18 protein-coding genes are annotated in these 20,405 nt (G+C 38.2%); 11 read left to right on the top strand and 7 right to left on the bottom strand.

Translation table 11 applies throughout. The features are described 5' to 3' along the window. The first annotated feature begins 87 nt into the window (after positions 1-87). The 6 genes from rpmB (at position 88) to ACVWYG_RS17460 (ending at position 4,603) form a co-directional block, all read left to right on the top strand. Positions 88-321, top strand: coding sequence for a 50S ribosomal protein L28 (rpmB, locus tag ACVWYG_RS17485; protein WP_457272050.1), 234 nt, complete (start codon positions 88-90; stop codon positions 319-321). 39 nt (positions 322-360) lie between these two features. Continuing rightward, positions 361-543 carry a 50S ribosomal protein L33 gene (rpmG, locus tag ACVWYG_RS17480; RefSeq protein WP_196100813.1) on the top strand — a complete coding sequence of 61 codons (183 nt, stop codon included), beginning with the start codon at positions 361-363 and terminating at the stop codon, positions 541-543. An 85-nt stretch (positions 544-628) separates the two neighbouring features. Continuing rightward, positions 629-793: a DUF4295 domain-containing protein gene (locus ACVWYG_RS17475; RefSeq protein WP_457272047.1), complete on the top strand. Its 165-nt coding sequence runs from the start codon at positions 629-631 to the stop codon at positions 791-793. A gap of 106 nt (positions 794-899) precedes the next feature. Continuing rightward, positions 900-1,862: a signal recognition particle-docking protein FtsY gene (ftsY, locus tag ACVWYG_RS17470; RefSeq protein ID WP_457272045.1), complete on the top strand. Its 963-nt coding sequence runs from the start codon at positions 900-902 to the stop codon at positions 1,860-1,862. 48 nt (positions 1,863-1,910) lie between these two features. Beyond that, a complete protein-coding gene (rimO, locus tag ACVWYG_RS17465; protein WP_457272044.1) occupies positions 1,911-3,239 on the top strand; it encodes a 30S ribosomal protein S12 methylthiotransferase RimO in 1,329 nt (442 codons plus the stop codon). Positions 3,240-3,544: 305 nt separating this feature from the next. Beyond that, complete coding sequence (locus ACVWYG_RS17460; RefSeq protein ID WP_457272042.1) at positions 3,545-4,603, top strand: acyltransferase family protein; 1,059 nt, start codon at positions 3,545-3,547, stop codon at positions 4,601-4,603. 55 nt (positions 4,604-4,658) lie between these two features. On the opposite strand, the gene ACVWYG_RS17455 is transcribed toward ACVWYG_RS17460, so the two are convergent. The 4 genes from ACVWYG_RS17455 to ACVWYG_RS17440 all read right to left on the bottom strand — a co-directional run bounded on the left by ACVWYG_RS17455 (position 4,659) and on the right by ACVWYG_RS17440 (position 8,963). After that, positions 4,659-4,985: a hypothetical protein gene (locus tag ACVWYG_RS17455; protein WP_457272040.1), complete on the bottom strand. Its 327-nt coding sequence runs from the start codon at positions 4,983-4,985 to the stop codon at positions 4,659-4,661. 165 nt (positions 4,986-5,150) lie between these two features. Next, complete coding sequence (locus tag ACVWYG_RS17450; protein ID WP_457272038.1) at positions 5,151-6,149, bottom strand: NAD(P)H-dependent glycerol-3-phosphate dehydrogenase; 999 nt, start codon at positions 6,147-6,149, stop codon at positions 5,151-5,153. A gap of 103 nt (positions 6,150-6,252) precedes the next feature. Next, positions 6,253-7,587 (bottom strand): efflux RND transporter periplasmic adaptor subunit, encoded by a 1,335-nt coding sequence (locus ACVWYG_RS17445; RefSeq protein ID WP_457272036.1) that lies wholly within the window; start codon positions 7,585-7,587, stop codon positions 6,253-6,255. 32 nt (positions 7,588-7,619) lie between these two features. After that, positions 7,620-8,963 (bottom strand): TolC family protein, encoded by a 1,344-nt coding sequence (locus ACVWYG_RS17440; RefSeq protein ID WP_457272034.1) that lies wholly within the window; start codon positions 8,961-8,963, stop codon positions 7,620-7,622. A 133-nt stretch (positions 8,964-9,096) separates the two neighbouring features. Between ACVWYG_RS17440 and ACVWYG_RS17435 the strand changes: the two genes are divergently transcribed. After that, positions 9,097-9,804, top strand: a complete 708-nt coding sequence (locus tag ACVWYG_RS17435) for a polysaccharide deacetylase family protein (protein WP_457272032.1) — start codon at positions 9,097-9,099, stop codon at positions 9,802-9,804. A gap of 424 nt (positions 9,805-10,228) precedes the next feature. Continuing rightward, positions 10,229-12,508 (top strand): aconitate hydratase, encoded by a 2,280-nt coding sequence (locus tag ACVWYG_RS17430; protein ID WP_457272030.1) that lies wholly within the window; start codon positions 10,229-10,231, stop codon positions 12,506-12,508. A 359-nt stretch (positions 12,509-12,867) separates the two neighbouring features. On the opposite strand, the gene ACVWYG_RS17425 is transcribed toward ACVWYG_RS17430, so the two are convergent. Beyond that, entirely contained in the window at positions 12,868-13,305 is a 438-nt protein-coding gene (locus tag ACVWYG_RS17425; protein WP_457272028.1) for a DUF2007 domain-containing protein, read from the bottom strand. Positions 13,306-13,417: 112 nt separating this feature from the next. Between ACVWYG_RS17425 and ACVWYG_RS17420 the strand changes: the two genes are divergently transcribed. After that, positions 13,418-14,386, top strand: coding sequence for a glycoside hydrolase family 5 protein (locus tag ACVWYG_RS17420; protein ID WP_457272026.1), 969 nt, complete (start codon positions 13,418-13,420; stop codon positions 14,384-14,386). A 9-nt stretch (positions 14,387-14,395) separates the two neighbouring features. Here the strand turns inward: ACVWYG_RS17420 and ACVWYG_RS17415 are convergent, their stop codons facing one another. Then, a complete protein-coding gene (locus ACVWYG_RS17415; protein WP_457272024.1) occupies positions 14,396-16,210 on the bottom strand; it encodes a MutS-related protein in 1,815 nt (604 codons plus the stop codon). Positions 16,211-16,788: 578 nt separating this feature from the next. On the opposite strand from ACVWYG_RS17415, the gene rlmH reads away from it, so the two are divergent. Then, on the top strand, positions 16,789-17,262 hold the full coding sequence (gene rlmH / locus ACVWYG_RS17410; protein WP_457272022.1) for a 23S rRNA (pseudouridine(1915)-N(3))-methyltransferase RlmH: 474 nt from the start codon (positions 16,789-16,791) through the stop codon (positions 17,260-17,262). Positions 17,263-17,305: 43 nt separating this feature from the next. Here rlmH and dxs read toward each other — a convergent pair whose 3' ends face one another. After that, positions 17,306-19,234 (bottom strand): 1-deoxy-D-xylulose-5-phosphate synthase, encoded by a 1,929-nt coding sequence (dxs, locus tag ACVWYG_RS17405; RefSeq protein WP_457272020.1) that lies wholly within the window; start codon positions 19,232-19,234, stop codon positions 17,306-17,308. A 170-nt stretch (positions 19,235-19,404) separates the two neighbouring features. On the opposite strand from dxs, the gene ACVWYG_RS17400 reads away from it, so the two are divergent. Further along, the gene (locus tag ACVWYG_RS17400; protein ID WP_457272018.1) at positions 19,405-20,148 is read left to right on the top strand and encodes a segregation and condensation protein A; all 744 of its coding nucleotides are present in this window, start codon (positions 19,405-19,407) and stop codon (positions 20,146-20,148) included. Positions 20,149-20,405: the final 257 nt, after the last annotated feature.

Genomic DNA, 20,405 nt, shown 5'->3' with positions numbered 1-20,405 from the left:
GAATGCTATTGCCGATTAAATTTATTTTTCGGATATTTGCACACTCTTAAAAAATTTAAGCGGCGATCATAACAATATAAACAAGTCATGTCAAGAATTTGTGATTTAACAGGAAAAAAGGCGATGGTTGGTAACAACGTATCTCACTCGAATGTGAAAACCAAACGTAGGTTTTATCCTAATTTGCAGCTTCAGAAATTTTACATTCCTGAAGAAGGCCGTTGGATAACCTTGAAGGTAAGTACCTCGGCAATAAAAACCATCAATAAGATTGGCATTACAGAAGCGATCACTCGTTTTGTGAAAAAAGGAAAATTGTAAAATACTCTGTTAACGTTAACAGCTTAAAAAATATATAAAATGGCAAAGAAAGGTAACAGAGTTCAGGTTATTTTAGAATGCACTGAGCATAAGGACAGCGGTATGCCTGGCATGTCTAGATACATATCTACTAAGAACCGTAAAAACACAACTGAAAGGTTAGAGTTGAAAAAATTCAATCCTGTATTGAGAAAAGTAACTGTACATAAAGAAATTAAATAGTTGAAACATTTGCTGTTGATATGATTGAATAGGTATTCGACCGTAACTTTAGCTCATAAAATTCAATAGTTAAAAACATAAAAACATGGCAAAGAAAGTTGTTGCAACCTTGAAAACCGGTACCGGTAAAGAATATTCTAAAGTAATTAGTATGGTTAGATCGCCAAAAACTGGTGCTTATACATTTAAGCAGATGATGGTGCATAACGACCACGTTAAAGATGCTATCGTTTTACAGAAGGAAGTATAATTTTACTTCTAATAAGAATTTAGGCCGTTCCATATTTAAGGAAGGGCTTTTTTTGTTCTATTGAAGTTGGGCGTAGTTCTAAAACAAATCCAAAAACAAAAATCGTATGGGCTTATTTGATTTTTTTAAAAAAAAGGAAGCAGCACCCGAAGCTAAAGAAGCATTGGACAGAGGTTTAGAAAAAACCAAAGATGGATTTTTAAGTAAAATTACCAAGGCAGTTGCCGGTAAATCTACGGTTGATGATGAAGTGCTGGATAATCTTGAAGAAGTTTTAGTGACAAGTGACGTGGGCGTAAAAACTACGCTCAAAATCATAAAAAGAATTGAGGCGAGGGTTGCCAAAGATAAGTACGTTTCGACCTCAGATTTTAATCACCTTTTAAAAGACGAAATACAGCTTCTACTTGCCGAAAACAACAGCAGTGACTTTAGGCAGTTTGAGTATGGCGACCATAAACCATATGTAATTATGGTGGTAGGCGTAAATGGGGTTGGCAAAACCACCACCATTGGGAAATTGTCTTATAAATTAAAAGAAGCTGGCTTAAAAGTTGTACTTGGTGCGGCCGATACATTTAGAGCTGCAGCTGTAGAGCAAATTAAACTATGGGGCGAGCGGGTTGGTGTTCGGGTAGTTGCGCAGCCAATGCACTCAGATCCCGCTTCGGTTGCATTTGACACATTGCAATCTGCAGTTGCAAATGGCGAGGATGTTGCCATAATTGATACTGCAGGCCGACTGCACAACAAAGTTGGTTTGATGAACGAGTTGGGAAAAATAAAACAGGTCATGCAAAAAATAGTTCCTGGAGCGCCACATGAAATTTTACTTGTTTTGGATGCCTCTACTGGGCAAAACGCATTTGAGCAATGCCAACAATTTACAGAAGCAACAGATGTTAATGCCTTAGCCATTACAAAATTAGACGGCACCGCAAAAGGTGGCGTAATCATCGGCATTTCCGATCAGTTTAAAATACCAGTAAAATACATTGGTGTTGGAGAAAAAATGGGCGACTTACAACTTTTTGATAAAAAAGAGTTTGTTAATAGCTTATTTGACTAGTCGAATATAGGGTTAAGACCCTTTTACACCAATGCAATCACAAAAGATATGGAGACGAAGAAGAAAGTTAAAAAACCAACCAATCAACCGAGAATAAACGTAATAACCCTTGGTTGTTCCAAGAACGTGTACGACTCTGAGGTATTAATGGGTCAACTTCGAGGCAATAATTTAAATGTGGTGCATGAAAGTGACAAAATGGGTCGGGATGATATTGTGGTTATCAATACCTGCGGTTTTATAGACAATGCTAAGCAAGAATCAATTGATACAATTTTACAGTTTAGCGAACTTAAAAGTGCTGGCAAAATTGGTAAAGTTGTCGTAACTGGTTGCCTAAGCGAACGATATAAGCCAGAATTGTCGGCAGAAATTAGTAATGTAGACGCTTTTTTCGGCACCAACGACTTACAAAATATTTTAAAAGAGCTGGGTGCTGATTATAAACATGAGCTCATTGGCGAACGCCTGCTGACTACGCCGTCGCATTTTGCCTATTTCAAAATTGCCGAAGGGTGCAACCGTCCTTGTTCTTTTTGTGCCATCCCGCTTATGCGCGGGAAACACGTAAGCCGGCCGATAGAAGAATTAGTAAACGAGGCGAAAATTCTAGCAAAAAATGGGACGAAAGAACTTATTTTAATTGCGCAAGACCTCACCTATTATGGCTTAGATATTTATGGCAAACGCAATCTAGGAGATTTGATGCGCCGCTTGTCAGATATTCCTGGGATAGAATGGATTAGATTACAGTATGCTTATCCAAGCGGCTTCCCTATGGATATTTTGGATGCCATGAATGAGCGTAATAACATCTGTAACTACTTAGATATGCCTTTGCAACACATTACAGATAATATGCTAAAATCAATGCGTCGCGGCACCACGAAGCAGAAAACAATAGATTTAGTAAACCAGATCCGAGATAAGGTGCCCAGCATTGCGATGAGAACTACCTTAATTTGTGGATATCCGGGCGAAACTGAGCATGATTTCGAAGAAATGCAAAAGTGGGTAAGCGATACAAAATTTGATAGACTGGGTTGTTTTACCTATTCTCATGAAGAGAAAACGCACGCACATTTATTAGTCGATGACATTACTGACGAAGTAAAGCAGCAACGTGTAGAAGGTATTATGGACATTCAACAAGGAATATCTTTCGATATCAATCAGCAAAAAATAGGACAGACTTTCAAGGTTCTTATTGATAAAAAAGAAGGGGACTACTTTGTCGGCAGAACTGAATATGACTCGCCAGAAGTAGACAATGAGGTGCTAATAGATGCTAAAATAGATTATGCGTCAGTTGGGAGCTTTGTAAATGTTAAAATCAGCAGGGCAGAAGATTTTGATCTCTATGGAACGATCGTTTGAGTTGGTTTTTGGTGAGTGGTGATAACTAACTGTAAAATTAGCCTGAGTTGTGCCAATTCTTTATTTATCTCTACAGGCAGAAAATGTTTCCGTTGAACGATGAAATAAGTTAAAATTTCTTGCTAAATCTTTAATTAGAACGACGTTTTACGAGACTAATCCATTGAGTTCACTCAGAGAACGATGTAGCATTGCAAACTACAACCTAACCTTGGCAATGCAGTAAATCAATTGTGATTTCAAAAGATCGAATCTATAACTTTTTTTTATATTCGACGGATGATATTGTTCAGCTCAATGGTGCCATGCAAGAAATAAAGCAATCTCGATTTTACGAACTGGATTTAATGCGATTCCTTGCTGCATTAGCAGTACTTTTTTACCATTACACTTTCGCGTCCAACCGGATGATGGGAACACCTTTTTTCGGCATCGAAAAAATATCCAAATATGGCTATCTAGGGGTAGAGGTATTTTTTATGATAAGCGGCTACGTGGTACTCCTATCTTCCATGAACAAATCGCCAAAATACTTTGTTATTTCGCGCATTGCAAGGCTATACCCCGCTTATTGGGTCTGTTGCTTGCTTACCTTTGCCTTTCTTTATTTTGGCCACATTCAACTGCCAGATTCTACCCCAACTACTTTTAAATTGCTAGCGGTAAATTTAACAATGTTTCAAGAATTTCTAGGCAAAAAGAACCTTAATGGTGTATTTTGGACGCTCACTTACGAGCTTGGATTCTACTTAATAATACTTGCAATTGCTGCGCTAAAGCTATGGAAAAGCTTATTAATTGTTATTTTATTATGGCTTCTTTATACCCTCAGCATTGACCTAAACTCCACAAAAAACGCATTCTCCTTTTTTCTGATCCCAAAATACAGTTGCAGTTTTATCGCAGGCATGCTGTTTTATTTATGCAAAATAGATTATACAAAAAAATGGCGGTTAATTGTTCTTCTGATATTGTGTTTCTTGATTAATGTAAAGAACGACGTTTGGATTACCGCCGACATGAACCATTTCTATCAAGCAAAAAACTTATTTAACAATTACATTGTACTAGCCTGCCTCTCTGTATTTTACCTACTCTTCGCGCTCTCCGCCACAGACAAACTGAATTTTGATTTTTTAAGATCTGCCGCACAACTTGGAAAACTTACCTATCCTTTGTATTTGATACATGGCTTTGGAGTTGGATTTTTTCTATTATGGGAAAACGCAATTAATAAATATGTTTTACTGCTAATGGCGACCGGTTTTTCATTCTTCCTTTCCTTATTGATTTACCATTTCGTAGAAGAGAAGTTTAAAATCCGCTTTAAACAAGGATTAATCAAGCTATCAGACAAAATTTAAAAGCAAATGCAGCCTTTTAGAGACTGCATTGCTTCAGAATGAGTGGTGTCTCATCTTAATCATTCTTTGGTCTATTCTTAATCTGACTTGCCTTCAGCCAAATTTTGGCACCTTTTTTATTTACATAATATTTTTCGTTTTTGCTGTTGATGTACACGTCAGAGCCGTTTGGAGCCATTTTACCTTTCCAAACTTTATCCGCTACTTTTGCCTCGCCTTTAACAGCAACTTCTGCAGTCTTATTGGCTGCTTTAGTAATAACTTTACCAGTTTTATCTGCCGTTCTTTCAACTGCATTTTTCTTGGTTTGGGCACTTGCGCCGAAACTAATTCCTATGCACAATGCACAAGACAGCATACCAGTCACTAATTTATTTTTCATGATGTTTTATTTTTAAAATTATAGAAATAAAACAGCAGCCGAAACCCTTTGTTTGACCTTAAGAAAATAAAAAATATCGCACTAGAGTTTACAAAAAAAATAGATCAAAGCAGATGCGAGGATTGAAAACAATTGTAGGAAGCAAAAATAAACTCAAAGAGTAAATTAGCTCAGCATTTCTGCCAAAAGCTTCATTTCTATTTGAGGTGAATGATTTTTATATAGAATATTATGTACTGCCTTTAAAATAGGCATTTCTACATCAAAGTTACAGCGTTTTAGGTGCATGCATTGCACTGCAAAATAACCCTCAGCAATCATATTCATTTCAAGTTGGGCACTCTTTACCGTATAACCCTTGCCAACCATATTTCCAAATGTACGGTTTCTACTAAACTGCGAATAGGCAGTAACAAGTAAATCGCCCAAATAAGCCGATTCTTTAATGTCTCTTGAAATGGGGTGAACTTTATCGACAAAATGGCTAATCTCTCTGATGGCGTTGCTAATCAAAACAGCCTGAAAATTATCACCATAGCCGATGCCATGACAAATACCGGCTGCAATGGCATAAATATTCTTTAAAATTGCAGCGTATTCAGTTCCGAAAATATCGTCAGAAACGTTGGTTTTAATGTATCTGGTCTCCAAAAATGAAGCAAAATCTTCCGCTTTTTTTGGATCCGTACAAGCAATTGTTAGATAAGAAAGTTTTTCTAACGCAACCTCCTCGGCATGGCATGGCCCGCTTACCACCAATATATCATGGTATGGGATGCCGTAGATTTTATGCAAAAACTCCCCAATTATCAAATTGTCATCGGGTACTATGCCTTTGATCGCAGAGATAATTTTCTTTCCTTTTAGCTGTTCCGGTTGTATGCCTTCTAAGCTTTCTTTTAAAAACGCCGAAGGAACGTTTAGAACTACATAATCAGCTTTTTCAATGACGTAGCTGATGTCGTTGGAAATATTTTCATCCTTCAGTTTAATTTCTACTGAACTGATATAATTTGGGTTGTGTTTAAACTTCTTTATATGTGCAATGGCTTCTGCGTTTCGCATCCACCAATAAATTTCCTTATCGGCTAAATTGTCGGCAAGCATTTTTACCATGGCTGTGGCCCAACTTCCTCCACCTATCATTGCAATTTTCGGAACCATAATAAGTTAGTTTTGAAACTGGATATCCATTGTCAAATACCCAAAAAAAAGCACAGCTATTTGTGCTGTGCTCAAACTTATGGAATTATTTAGAAATTGACTATTATTTTCCGTCTTTGGTAAATAATTTGTCTTTAGTGGTTTTTTCGATTTCCATCCCATCCTTCAATTTATTCTGAATGGCGGCATAAGGACCCGTTACCACTTCTTGACCAGCTTTTAAACCCGACTTAACAATAATATCCTGATCATTTTGAATGCCTGTGGTAACTTGTGTTTTCTTAACCTTATTGCCATTTACCACATATACATATTGTTTAACAGTTTTATCGTTCAGTTTTGCTTTTTGTTGATCACTGTTATTCGAGTTATCGTTCGATTTATTTTCGCTTGAACCATCCGATGGAGACCCAGTAAAAACCGATTGTATTGGAACCGATAAGCCTTTTAAAGAAGCACTCTGAACATCTACTGTCGCAGACATTCCCGGTCTAAAGATAGACTGTTGCTTGCCCTCATCACCTTCAGTAATCCTAACTTTTACTGCAAAGTTGGTTACTTGATCAACGGAAGAACTTGCCGCTGTGCCAACGGCAGTTGAAGAACTTGCAATCTCCGTGACAATGCCTTTAAATTTTTTATCGCTAAAAGAATCTACATCGATAGAGGCACTATCGCCTACTTTAACCCTGGTGATGTCGTTTTCGTTCACATCAATATTAACCTCCATCGAGGAAAGGTTGGAAATGCGCATAATCTCTGTACCAGCAAATTGAGAAGTACCCAAAATTCTATCGCCGAGTTCAATAGAAAGTTTAGATACCACGCCGTCAACAGGCGAATAAATGGTGGTTTTTGCCAAATTTGCTCCTGCTTCTTTTACATTTGCACCAGTTTGTTCTAACGTATATTTTGCGCCGGTAACATTTGCTTTTGCACTTGCCAACGTTGCTTTCGCTGTTAAATAAGCAGCTTTCGCAGCATCAAACTCCGCAACAGATATAACTTTTTTAGTAGATAATTCCGTGTTGCGCTTATAGATGGTTACCTCGTTGGCAAAATTCGCTTGTGCTTGCGCCAACTGCTGCTCAGAAGCCGTCACTGCACTTTTTTGAGCATTAAAACTCGCTACACTTCTATCATAACCAGATTGAAGTACATCTGGTCTTACCTTACAGAGCAATTGACCTGCCTTAACCACATCTCCTTCTTTAACTTTTAATTCAACGACCTCTCCAGACACTTCGGAACTCAACTTTACTTCTGTTTCAGGTTGAATTTTTCCACTTGCGGTCACGGTTTCTATCACAGTTTTATCTATCGCCTTCTGAACGGTAACTTTCTCGGTCTTTTTGCCGCCAATAACACCAGTAAGTTTCAGCACAATTAGCAGGACAACAACAATGCCCAGAGTAATAAGTATTGGTTTTAATTTCATAATAGTTAAGGTAATGTCTCTTTAATAGGTATTTAAAATGTAATGGTTTTGCCTAGATAATAGTCAATTAATTTTCCTCTAAATAATAAATCATATTTAGCTTGGATAAAATCTATCTCCGCTTTATTCCTATTTGTTTGAGCAGTATTGAAGTCCAAACTGTTGTCTAAGCCAACATTGTAGCGCTGTTCGACTGCATAAAATGCATCCTTTTGCGCATTAAATGCATTAAGAGTAGAGCTATAACGGCTGTCTGCACCTTTCAAATCTGCCACAGCCTGATAGATGACCTTATTTAAATTATTTTTAGACAATTGTTCTTGTGTCTGGTTTTGGACGAAGTTAATCTTAGCTCGTCTAACACTCGATCTAGCTACAAAACCGTTAAAAATAGGAATCTGTAAACTTAGACCAACATTTTGTCCAAAACGATCGCTTAATTGTTGCGAAAAAGATCTACTCGGAAAACTCGGATCTGAATAAGCAGATTGCAAACCAGCTCCCAGCTGCAAGCGTGGATAAAAATTACCTTTTGCAATGTCTATGCCTTTTGCGGCAGCGGCCGTATTTAAAGCCGCCAATTTTATGTCAGGAAATTCGCCTAAAGCCTTTTGATAAATGCCCTCAGCGTCTACGCTGTCCTGCATCTTCTTAAATTTATCGAGAGAAGGTGCCTGAACCTCATACCTTGTAGCGGACGAAATATCCATCAATTGGGCCAAGGTAATGTATGAAATGGTAAGTGCGTTCTCTGCGTTTGTTACATTAAGTTCGCTGGTCGCTGATTGAGATTTGGCCAGCGAAATATCAGCCAAAGTTTTACTACCCGCATCTAGCAGCGCCTGCTCTCTTTTTAACAGTTGATTAGATACCCCAAGCTGATCTTTTGCCGCCCTCAAAAAATCTTTATTGTATAATATTTGTAAATACTGAGTTATGACCTGCAAAATAAGGTCATTTTTAACTTTTTCGGTGGCTGTTTTATTAACATCTAACAAAATCTTGTTTTGCTTAATGGTATTTAACAGCTGGAAGCCCTGGAAAATATTTACACCCGCACTTAGCCCACCGCTAACGGAAGTAAATTTCTGGTTGATCACCTGAAATGTATTTTGATCCCTACTCTGTCCAAAACTTAAACCGGTACTTGCACTGCCGTTCAATGTTGGGTAGAGCGCATATTTAGACTGGCTTAGATTTTCAACGGCCAAACTCTCCTCAAGCTGAGACTGCTTCACTTGCAAATTGTTATTCAAAGTTTTTTCGACCGCCTGCTGCAAGGTAATAACCTCTTGAGATGATGCATCTTGGCTAAACATGCAAGTGGCCAAGACTGTGCAAGACATTAATAGTCCTAGTTTATTTGCGATCTTCATTAATTTACTATTTATATGTGTTTTGCCAATCATTATAAGTGGTTAAATTTTCTCATGTCAGTGGTGGTCATTTCGCCAAAAATAAGAAATTTAATCCTTAAACCTGTACGGCTATTTAGTAACTTTGCCGGCTATGTACCTCGTTAAAAGTCCTTTGTTTTTGAAATTGTACTATCCAAAATTGCTTTGGAATAAATCTCGCAACGAAAAAACCATTTTTTTAACCTTTGACGATGGACCCATACCTATTGTTACACCCTTCGTTTTAAAAACTTTAGCTGCCTATCAGGCCAAGGCAACCTTTTTTTGTATCGGCGATAACATCCAAAAAAATCCAAAGGAGTTCTCTGAAGTATTTAAATCCGGTCATTCAATCGGCAATCATACTTTTAACCATTTAAATGGGTGGAAAACTGATGATGAAACGTATTTGGCAAATGTACTAAGGGCTCAAAAACTAACTCAAACCAATTTATTTAGACCGCCCTATGGGAGGATTGCGAAATCGCAGATAGAAAGGCTGATGGTGGAGGGTTGGAAGGTTGAAGGCGAAACTGCACAATCAGAAGTCGGAAGTCGGAAGTCGGAAGTTGGAGATCAATCACACCCCTTTACCCTTAACCTTCCCGCCCTCAACCCAATTATGTGGGATGTGCTAAGTGGCGATTTCGACACCAATCTCTCGCCCGAAAAATGCTATCAAAATGTGATAAAAAATACTGAAAACGGATCTATTGTTGTTTTTCACGACAGCTTAAAAGCATTCGACAGATTACAATATGCATTGCCGCGTGTGTTGCAATATTTTACACAAAAAGGATATGGCTTTTCGAGCTTGTAATGCTAGAAATTGTAAGACGTCGCGATTAAAATAGCAATCAAGCCGCCTTTCAGAAGAAATTTCTCTTAGTTAAGACTTCCCCAACTCCATTTTTAAAAAATCCAAGATTGAGTTAGGATTTTCTGTCCAAATTTCCTGCATTTGGCGCCCTATTAATTTCGTTTGCAATCTGAGGAGTTCGAGGCGTTAGTTCTATAATGGCCATAAACGGAAATCACCTTCTAACACGGAAGTGTTTCAAAAACGATAAAAATCATACTCAAAAACATTTCAGTAAATAAAAAAGATAACAGTTAGTAGCAAATTTGCAGTATCCTATTTAGAAATCTTCCAAAATAATTTAATGAAACGTAATAAAGTTGTACCATTTAATTTTTTTGTAAATTCGCAGTAGATTAATCGATTACTTTAAAACACAAAATCAATGGCTTTTGATATAGAAATGATTGAAAAGGTTTATGCAAACTTTAGCAGCCGTGTAGATGCGGCCCGCAAACTGGTTGACAGACCTTTAACGCTATCCGAAAAAATATTATATGCCCACCTTTGGGACGGCGATCCGAAAAAAGCTTTCTCTCGTGGCACAGACTACGTAGATTTTGCACCAGACCGAGTGGCCATGCAAGATGCAACAGCTCAAATGGCTTTATTGCAGTTTATGCAGGCCGGCAGACCGCAAGTTGCCGTTCCTTCTACCGTACATTGCGATCACCTAATTACCGCAAAATTGGGTGCCGCCATCGATTTACCAAACGCAAAAAAAGAAAGTAGCGAGGTTTTTGATTTCCTTTCTTCAGTTTCTAATAAATACGGCATCGGCTTTTGGAAACCTGGCGCAGGAATCATCCATCAAGTGGTATTAGAAAATTATGCCTTTCCCGGTGGAATGATGATCGGAACAGATTCTCACACCGTAAACGCTGGCGGTTTAGGCATGGTTGCTATCGGTGTTGGGGGTGCAGATGCTTGTGATGTGATGGCAGGATTGCCTTGGGAACTGAAATTTCCGAAACTTATCGGCGTTAAACTTACAGGTAAATTAAGCGGCTGGACCGCAGCAAAAGATATTATTTTAAAAGTCGCTGGCATTCTTACCGTTAAGGGCGGTACCGGAGCAATTGTAGAGTACTTCGGTGATGGCGCTACTAACCTAAGTTGCACCGGCAAGGGAACCATTTGCAACATGGGTGCAGAAATTGGTGCAACTACTTCTACTTTTGGGTATGATGAAAGCATGGAACGCTATCTTCGCGCGACAAATCGAGCTGATGTTGCCGATGCTGCAAATACTGTGAAAGACTATTTAACAGGAGATCCAGAGGTTTATGCAAACCCTGAGCTATATTTTGATCAGATTGTAGAAATCAACCTCGATGAGTTAGAGCCTTATTTGAACGGTCCTTTTACACCAGATTTAGCAACGCCCATCTCTAAAATGAAAGTTGAAGCGGAGCAAAACGGTTGGCCATTAAAGGTAGAATGGGGTTTAATTGGGTCTTGTACCAATTCTTCTTATGAGGATTTATCGCGCGCTGCGTCTATTGCACAACAAGCGGTCGACAAAGGATTAATTACCAAATCTTCCTTTGGTATAAATCCAGGTTCAGAGCAGGTGCGTTACACCGCAAATCGAGATGGTTATTTAAAAACATTTGAAGACTTAGATGCTACCATTTTTACCAACGCTTGCGGGCCATGTATTGGCATGTGGGATAGAGTAGGTGCAGAAAAATCAGAAAAAAATACCATCGTACACTCATTTAATAGAAATTTTGCAAAACGTGCGGATGGAAATCCAAATACTTTTGCATTTGTGGCTTCGCCAGAAATAGTGGCAGCCATTGCCATATCTGGCAATTTAGGCTTTAATCCATTAACAGACACGTTAACCAACAATAAAGGTGAAGAAGTAAAGCTAGATCCGCCAACTGGCTTGGAGTTGCCACCGAAAGGTTTTGCTGTAGAAGATGCAGGCTTTCAGGCGCCGGCAGAAGATGGATCTGAGGTAGAAATAATTGTTTCGCCAACTTCCCAACGTTTACAATTGCTAGATCCTTTTACCGCTTGGGAAGGTACAGACTTAACAGGTTTACGTTTGCTAATTAAGGCGAAAGGGAAATGTACGACGGATCACATTAGTATGGCTGGTCCTTGGTTAAAATTCCGTGGCCATTTAGATAATATCTCTAATAACATGCTTATTGGGGCCGTTAATTTTTACAACGATAAAACCGATACCGTTAAAAATAGCTTAACCGGACAATATGGTCCTGTTCCTGCTACACAACGCGCTTATAAAGCTGCCGGAATCGATACGATTGTGGTGGGTGATGAAAACTATGGCGAAGGTTCTTCGAGAGAGCATGCGGCCATGGAACCGCGCCATCTGGGCGTGCGTGCAGTGTTGGTAAAATCATTTGCCCGCATACACGAAACCAACCTTAAAAAACAAGGTATGTTGGGTTTAACATTTTGTTTAAAAGAGGATTACGATAAAATTTTGGAAGATGACGTTATCGATATTGTGGGCTTAACCACCTTTGCGCCAGATGTGCCTCTAACTTTGGTTTTGCACCATGCAGACGGTTCTAAAGAAGCATTCGAAGTGAGCCATACCTACAATGCGCCACAAATTGAATGGTTTAAGGCAGGTGGTGCGCTTAATATTATAAGAAAAGAAGCAGCCGAGAAAGCTGGAAAATAACAGCATTCTTATTGAATAAACTTAAGACGACTTACCTTTGTGAGTCGTCTTTTTTTTTTATGAAAACGGGCATTCGCGATTCATCGGGAAATGGAGCCCCGCTTTTCGCTGTAGCCACTCATACTTCGTGGGCTGCCGCTGTAATCGGGTTTAGAAACAATCGGAAGTGCAAGAAAGACAGGTTTGGGTTAGCGAAAAAGTTCGTTTCGACTTGGTGCAAATCAGTTTTATCGGCTTGATGGTTGCATCTCGATACGTGATACTTAATACTTGATGCCCGATACTTAATACTTAATACTTAATACTTGATACCCGATACTTGATACTTAATACTAATATCTTTATCCTTAATACCTACATTACCTAAACTCATGCCCACAATCATAACAATGGTGACATTTCTTGCCAAAAATGGGATAAGTTAAGGTTGCAAAGGCCACAAGCATAGTCAAGAAGCCGAAGCGCTTTTTGGTCGCCATTCCATAACCAATATGTTTGGAGCCGCACTTTTCACAAACCATTTTTGTAACTTCTTCGGAATGTTTCTCCTCTGGTTCGTTAAAAGCTTCCGCATTGAAGTCTGGCTCTTCAGCAAGTAACTTATCGATCGAAACAACATCTTTTTCAAAAACAATCAATCGAATACCCCCGAGCGCCTGCGTAAAGAGTGGATTTAGGATAGCCAAGTTCTGATCTGCCAAAAAACACTCAAAGCCAGCATCCGCAATACGCCCCTTTACAATGTTAGCTTCCATTGGATCGTAATAGTTTCTGTAAACGGTCGTTCTGTCGTTCATGGCATAAAGATAAATGTTTTAAAACATTTGCTTATAGACAAATTTACTTAATTTCATGTGTCATAATTTTTGATACAATTAATCTATTTTTTCTACCTAAAACAACAAAAAAATGACTTTTGCAACGAAAGCTACTTTACTACTCTTGGCATTTATTGAAGGGATTTCTTCGGTAAAAAGTCAAAAACCATCGCCTGTTGCACTAAATGGAAAATTACAAATTATTGGCACACAGCTTTTGAATGAGCACAACAAGACAGTTCAATTAAGGGGAATGTCTTTATTTTGGAGCCAATGGCAACCGCAATATTTTAATTACGAAACGCTCGAAAAATTAAAGAATAACTGGCATGTGGACATTGTTAGGGCACCAATGGCGATAGAAAATGGCGGATACCTCAAAAATCCGAAGCGAGAAAAGAAGAAAATATATGATGTGGTAGATGCAGCCATAAAATTGGGCATTTATGTTATTGTAGATTGGCACGATCACCATGCGCAAAATCATCAGCAAGAAGCCATAACTTTTTTTTCAGCGCTTTCTAAGAAATATGGAAATGCACCAAACATCATTTACGAAACCTTTAATGAGCCTTTGAATGTTTCATGGACAGACATTTTAAAGCCCTATCATGTTGCTGTGATCGCAGCCATTAGAAAAAACGATCCCGATAATGTAATTATATGCGGAACGCCAACTTGGTCGCAGAAATTAATAGAGGCATCTAAAAATCGAATTGATGCAAAAAATATTGCGTATACACTTCACTTTTATGCCGGTACCCACACACAAAACCTCAGAAATGAAGCCCAAAAAGCGATAAATGCAGGCCTCCCTATTTTTATTACGGAATTTGGCACAACCGAAGCAACTGGCGATGGAGATGTATATGTGGCGTCGACAGACGCTTGGCTAGACTTTGCAAATAAAAATAACCTTTCATGGTGTAACTGGTCAATGGCAGATAAAAAAGAAGGTTCTGCAGCACTCCTTCCCGGAACAAAACCCGCTCAATTAGCTCGCGAAGATGTATTAACTCCCTCAGGAAAATTTATAAAAGCAAAGCTAACTTTAAAATAACGTTATTAATTATTCGATACTTAGACCTATTTCTTTAAGTAAAATGGCCGCATTGAAAGTTTTACATGGCCCATTTTTTAGCTTATAATCGAAATGCATCTGTCCATTGTTTATCTGAATATCGAAGTTGAAATTTCGTACCTGATTGGGACTTCTTTCCGCCAAATTACTCAATTGCAAATCGTGGGTTGCAAAAAGTGCAGGTTTATTTAAACTCAATAATTTTTCTATAAACACCTTAGATCCAGTATACTTATCTTGACTATTTGTACCTCGCAGCATTTCGTCTATCAGTACAAATCCATTGTCTTGGGTCTGTACATGTTCCAAAATCATCTTTAAACGAATCAACTCTGCCTTGAAGGTAGAAGTGCTTTCGTTAAGCGAATCGGCAATCTGCATGTAAGAAACCAGATTAAAAACCGACAAACTCAACCGCGCTCCACAAACCACAGAACCGGCATATGCCAACACCATATTAATACCGACCGTGCGCAAAAAGGTACTCTTTCCGGCCATGTTAGATCCTGTTACAATGTCTACAGTTGGGTTTTTTGCAAAATTAAAGTTGTTATAAACTCGGGTATTTTCAGGAATTAACGGATGACCGATTGCTGTCGTAGAAAAGAAGTAATTGTCTTGGATAGTTGGTACGACGTAATCAAGATGATTGTAACTAAACGTAGCGAATGAAATAAGTTCTTCAAAATGCCCTATTCTTTCTAAAGCAGCGATGATGTTTTTAGATGATTTACTTTGCCATTTATCCAGCCTGATGCTACAACGTACATCCCATAAGAGAAAAACATTAAGCAAAACACCAATCAAAATATTAAGACGTGCATCAAAGCTCTGAATAATTGCCGAAAGTTGATTAATCTCTATTGAAACCCTTCCATTATCATTAAATAGCTTTTTTATATAACTACTCGTCCACATGGTGTCTTCGGTGTAGGCAATAGCTTTAGCGTAACTGCTCAATAAATCGGCATTTCTAGAGAATTGGTTAAAAACCTGTGTCGCCTTTTTATAGGTTAATCCATTGTAAGCAAGATGCGCAAGGGCATATAAAATAAGCACTTTTGTAAACACACCGCCTATAACCATCGCGCCCATCAACAACACAAAGGAAATAAACGGAACTGCAGCTACATAATAACGTAAAAAAGTTGCGCGGGTAAATGCGAGTTCGGTGCCGAGCCTACCATCCAATTTTTGCTGAATAACTTTTATTTTGTCATGGTCTTGATCTCGCAAGTTAGCCCTAAAATCAAAGGTTGGCTCTATTTTACTAACAAGTTCTGTTATCGCTATTTGTCTTTCTAAAATCTCTGATTTGCTAAAAGCGTTTGATAAACTTTTTGCCAACAGCTTGTTGCCTTCGGCGGTAGCTGCTCTGTTTATTCCGGCAAACAGAGACTGTGGTCCAAAAATATCTAAATCAGAACTATATGGATGAGAACTGTTTGTAAATTTTTCTCCCTGATTATAGCCATTACTATTTTCTTCGACGATATTAATCTCGTTTTGATAGATCCAAAGCAAATTAGTTTGAAAAATAATTTCTTTATCTAAATTGGTTTGCTTTCTAACAATTAGTATAAAACTTAAAATTATAGCCAACATGGCAACAATGGAGCCCCAACGCTCTGGGCCTTCTTTGCTTTGTATCAAAAGTATAAAAAACAGAATCTCTAATAAAAATAATCCAATCCTGCCCAAAGACAATCGGTCGATCTGTTTTTTAAGTGCTGCGATGGTTTGTTTAATCTCAGTAACCTTTAGATCGTAAGCCATTGTTCTATTTTCTATGCTGCTTAACATTCAAGAGGCGATTTAGGTGAAATAAAACGCTAAATGTAGCCATAAAAATTTCAACATATTGTCAAACAAGAATTACAGAGATCAATCTTCAATGCAATCTTTATGCTTTCAAAAACTTCAGCGCCACCAACCAAATAATCATAAAAGCTAAAAACCGATATAAGAAGTTCGTTCTTAAATAAAAACCAAGTATTGGTTTCTTTACCTTCTTTATTTAGGTAATAGATTCTTGTCGCTCCTTTTATAATAAAATACATTGTGTCGCCTCGTTCACCTACATTTAAAAGCTTTAGCTTTTTTTTAACGCTTATAACTTCACTTTTTTTATAATTTCTGCCTTTAAACCGTCGCTCAATGGGTAAATGGCATTAAAAAGAGTAAATAGGTTTTCATAATCCCCGTAAGAATTTACTATACTTGTCATCTTCTATTAACGAGGTGAAACGCTGTCCTATTCACAAAAAAAAGACGTTTAATACACTAAATGTAGCCAAATATTTAGGTAATATTTTATTTACTAATTTTGGGCGCATTGCATTTTTGTTCTTTGCGAAAAGAAACTAAACCGAAGTTATAAAATGAAAATTACCCTGATTGCCATTGGCAAAACTGAAGACAAATATCTTATTGAAGGGATAGAAAAATATGTCAATCGCCTTAAACACTACATCAACTTTAGTTTTATACAAATACCTGATGTTAAAAATGTAAAAAACCTCAGCGAAGCGCAGCAAAAAACAAAGGAAGCAGTGCTTTTAGAAAAGCAGATCGGCAATACAGACGTGGTGATGTTGTTAGACGAAAAAGGAAAAAAATATTCGTCGATAAACTTTTCAAATTATCTAAATCATCAGATGGTTGGAAGTGTGCAGCACCTTATTTTTATAATTGGTGGCCCGTACGGGTTCGACGAAACCATTTATAAAAGATCAAACGGCCTATTGTCCTTATCAGATATGACTTTTTCCCACCAAATGATCAGACTATTTTTTGTTGAGCAATTGTATAGGGGCTTTAGCATTTTAAAAGGCGAACCCTATCACCATGCTTAACTAGTTAGTTTTCTTAAGATTATTGGCGTGATTAACGCATAAGCTATACGGCCAAACTATTTGTTGTACGCTTTACGCCAACTTTTTTAACCGCAGCAATAATTGCTGTTTTGTCATAACCGCATTCTGCCCATAGCTGTGCCTGCTCGCCATGTTCTATAAATTTATCTGGTATACCCAATCGTACCACGTTTGCTGTATATCTATGGTCGACCATAAATTCCAGTATTGCCGATCCAATACCCCCTTGTAACGTGCCATCTTCTACGGTAATTACATGGCTGTATTTGCTGAAAACCTCGTGCAACATCGCTTCATCTAAAGGCTTTGCGAAACGCAAGTCGTAATGCGCTGGATGAAACCCTTCAGTATTCAACTCCGCTCTCGCATCTGACGCAAAGTTGCCCACATGCCCAAAAGTTAAAATAGCAACGTCTTCACCATCACAAATTTTTCTTCCTTTTCCAACTTGCAAAGCTTTAAAAGGACGTTTCCAATCGGGCATAGTGCCATTGCCACGTGGATAACGAATGACAAAAGGGCCCATGTTTTCCTGCTGTGCGGTGTACATTAAGTTTCGCAACTCTTCTTCGTTCATTGGTGCAGAGACGATAAGATTTGGTATGCAACGCATAAAAGCGATGTCGTACGCGCCATGATGAGTTGCCCCATCGGCTCCAGCTAATCCCGCCCTATCCAAACAAAAAACTACGTTAAATTTCTGGATGGCAACATCATGTATAACTTGATCATAGGCCCGCTGCATAAAGCTAGAGTAGATGTTGCAGAATGGAACCATTCCTTGCGCGGCTAGTCCGGCAGAAAAAGTGACGGCATGTTGCTCTGCAATGCCAACATCGAACGCGCGCTTTGGCATCGCCTTCATCATAATGTTCATAGAAGAACCCGATGGCATAGCAGGTGTAATGCCCACAATCTTTTCATTTGCTTCGGCAAGCTCAACGAGCGTATGCCCAAAAACATCTTGATATTTTGGAGCCTGAGGTTTATCTGATTTACTTTTTTTTATTTCGCCAGTAATTTTATCAAAAAGACCAGGCGCATGCCACATGGTTTGATCTTTTTCTGCCAACGCAAAACCTTTACCTTTAACGGTAATGCAATGAAGCAATTTTGGACCAGGAATAGCGGTTAGATCTTTAATTGTAGCGGCAAGTCGTTTTACATCGTGCCCATCAACAGGACCAAAATATCTAAAGTTAAGTGCTTCGAACAAATTACTTTGCTTAAGCAACGTTCCTTTTATACTCTTCTCTATTTTCTTAACATATTTATGCGCATTTGGACCAAGTTTAGATAAGGCTACAAGCACATTTGATATGTCGTCTCTAAACCTATTGTAAGATTTAGATATTGTTATACTCGTTAAATATTCTTTTAACGCACCAACATTTGGATCGATAGACATACAATTGTCGTTTAAAATAACCAACAAATTGCTGTTTTCAATCCCTGCATGATTTAATCCCTCAAAAGCCATACCGGCGGTCATCGCCCCATCGCCAATAACGGCCACATGCTGACGATCTGTTTCTCCCTTAAGTTGTGAAGCAACAGCCATACCTAACGCGGCAGAAATAGACGTAGACGAATGGCCTACACCAAAAGTGTCATATTCACTTTCGCTAATTTTGGGAAAACCACTTATGCCCTTATAAATTCTATTGGTATGAAAAAGGTCTCGCCTGCCGGTAAGAATTTTATGTCCATAGGCTTGATGTCCAACATCCCAAACCAATTTATCATAAGGCGTATTTAAAATGTAATGCAGAGCAACGGTAAGTTCTACTACACCGAGACTAGCGCCAAAATGGCCGCCGTTTACACTTACCACGTCTATAATGTACTGGCGAAGCTCTTGACTTACTAGTTCCAAATCAGCTTCGCTAAGCTTTTTTAAATCAGTTGGATAGTTAATATTCGATAATAATGGACCAGCCTGTACCTGCATTCGGTTGTTAATAGTGGAACTAATACACAAATTACGGCATTTTTGTTTGAATAGGAAAAAATAATCCCGTTTTTTGAATGAAGCAAAATAAAGCTTTACTTAATGATGAAACCTTTCTGTATGAACCCATTAAACTTTTACCGTTAAAATAATTAAATTTGAGCGCAGGTATGCAGACAGATTCTTTTGAAATTAAAATTCCAGTTTTTGAAGGGCCGTTCGATTTGCTTCTTTTTTTTATAGAACGAGATGAGCTCAACATCCATGAGGTGGAAATTGCCAAAATAACTGCTGATTTCCTAGCCTACATTCATGAGCTTTTGGCACTAAATGTAGAAATAGCAAGCGAATTTATTTTGGTCGCAGCCACGCTTATGCGGATAAAATCTAAAATGCTACTGCCCAGATTGGCATTAAATACGGATGAATCTGAAATAAACAGTGAAGATGATCTCATTGCGAGATTGATGGCCTACAAGCAATTTAAAGATGCCGCAGAAAGACTTAAACATTTAGAAACCGAGCGCGCACTTCGAGCAAAACGTGGAAATATAGATGCAGATTTAACATCAGCCTCGGCATCTATGTCGCACAAAGATGAACTATTCTCCCTAAACCTGTTCCGCCTATTGGGCGTTTATAGGCGTTCTATAGAGAAGCATACCTTACGCGTAGCAGAAATCAAACACACCGTTGTTCAATATCCGTACAGCGTTGAACAACAAAAATATGTAATTAAAAATCTTGTAAATATAAATAAAGAGCTAGATTTTGCGCTGCTGCTGCGAAATTCAGAAAACAAAGTTCAATTTGTCTATAATTTTTTGGCAATTTTAGAAATGTTACAACAACAGCTTTTAATCTTGAAAGTTGGAGCGGGGTACAACAACTTTAAACTTAGCCAAGCAGAATAGATTGGAACCGAAGATAAGATCGATAAAAAAGCTGGGCAGCGTATTAAAGTGCCCAAACTGTTTGAAAAACTAAAATATTTTAGGGTTTTTGGGCGTGCCCCTGAAGAGGGTCGCGCTTTCCGTTGCAATCTTTTTTCTCGTTCCTCGCAAAAAGGATTTCCGAGCAATACACACAGGCTAGGTCTTGCGCTAACGATGGGAATGGCATCCTCCTATGTTTGAATAATAATAATTTATCATCAAATTTATAGAAATAA

The sequence above is a fragment of the Pedobacter sp. UYEF25 genome (assembly GCF_054061655.1).
Note: the sequence above shows the minus strand (reverse complement) of the source record. Positions and strands in the feature narration are given on the sequence as shown.

Bases quoted from the DNA above. Each gene is read 5' to 3' on its own strand.
- ACVWYG_RS17440 (WP_457272034.1), bottom strand. From the start codon at position 8,963: ATGAAGATCGCAAATAAACTAGGACTATTAATGTCTTGCACAGTCTTG.
- ACVWYG_RS17455 (WP_457272040.1), bottom strand. From the start codon at position 4,985: ATGAAAAATAAATTAGTGACTGGTATGCTGTCTTGTGCATTGTGCATA.
- dxs (WP_457272020.1), bottom strand. From the start codon at position 19,234: ATGCAGGTACAGGCTGGTCCATTATTATCGAATATTAACTATCCAACT.
- rimO (WP_457272044.1), top strand. From the start codon at position 1,911: ATGGAGACGAAGAAGAAAGTTAAAAAACCAACCAATCAACCGAGAATA.
- ACVWYG_RS17425 (WP_457272028.1), bottom strand. From the start codon at position 13,305: ATGAACGACAGAACGACCGTTTACAGAAACTATTACGATCCAATGGAA.
- ACVWYG_RS17435 (WP_457272032.1), top strand. From the start codon at position 9,097: ATGTACCTCGTTAAAAGTCCTTTGTTTTTGAAATTGTACTATCCAAAA.
- rlmH (WP_457272022.1), top strand. From the start codon at position 16,789: ATGAAAATTACCCTGATTGCCATTGGCAAAACTGAAGACAAATATCTT.
- rpmB (WP_457272050.1), top strand. From the start codon at position 88: ATGTCAAGAATTTGTGATTTAACAGGAAAAAAGGCGATGGTTGGTAAC.
- ACVWYG_RS17415 (WP_457272024.1), bottom strand. From the start codon at position 16,210: ATGTTAAGCAGCATAGAAAATAGAACAATGGCTTACGATCTAAAGGTT.
- rpmG (WP_196100813.1), top strand. From the start codon at position 361: ATGGCAAAGAAAGGTAACAGAGTTCAGGTTATTTTAGAATGCACTGAG.
- ACVWYG_RS17475 (WP_457272047.1), top strand. From the start codon at position 629: ATGGCAAAGAAAGTTGTTGCAACCTTGAAAACCGGTACCGGTAAAGAA.
- ACVWYG_RS17445 (WP_457272036.1), bottom strand. From the start codon at position 7,587: ATGAAATTAAAACCAATACTTATTACTCTGGGCATTGTTGTTGTCCTG.
- ACVWYG_RS17460 (WP_457272042.1), top strand. From the start codon at position 3,545: ATGCAAGAAATAAAGCAATCTCGATTTTACGAACTGGATTTAATGCGA.
- ACVWYG_RS17430 (WP_457272030.1), top strand. From the start codon at position 10,229: ATGGCTTTTGATATAGAAATGATTGAAAAGGTTTATGCAAACTTTAGC.
- ftsY (WP_457272045.1), top strand. From the start codon at position 900: ATGGGCTTATTTGATTTTTTTAAAAAAAAGGAAGCAGCACCCGAAGCT.
- ACVWYG_RS17420 (WP_457272026.1), top strand. From the start codon at position 13,418: ATGACTTTTGCAACGAAAGCTACTTTACTACTCTTGGCATTTATTGAA.
- ACVWYG_RS17450 (WP_457272038.1), bottom strand. From the start codon at position 6,149: ATGGTTCCGAAAATTGCAATGATAGGTGGAGGAAGTTGGGCCACAGCC.
- ACVWYG_RS17400 (WP_457272018.1), top strand. From the start codon at position 19,405: ATGCAGACAGATTCTTTTGAAATTAAAATTCCAGTTTTTGAAGGGCCG.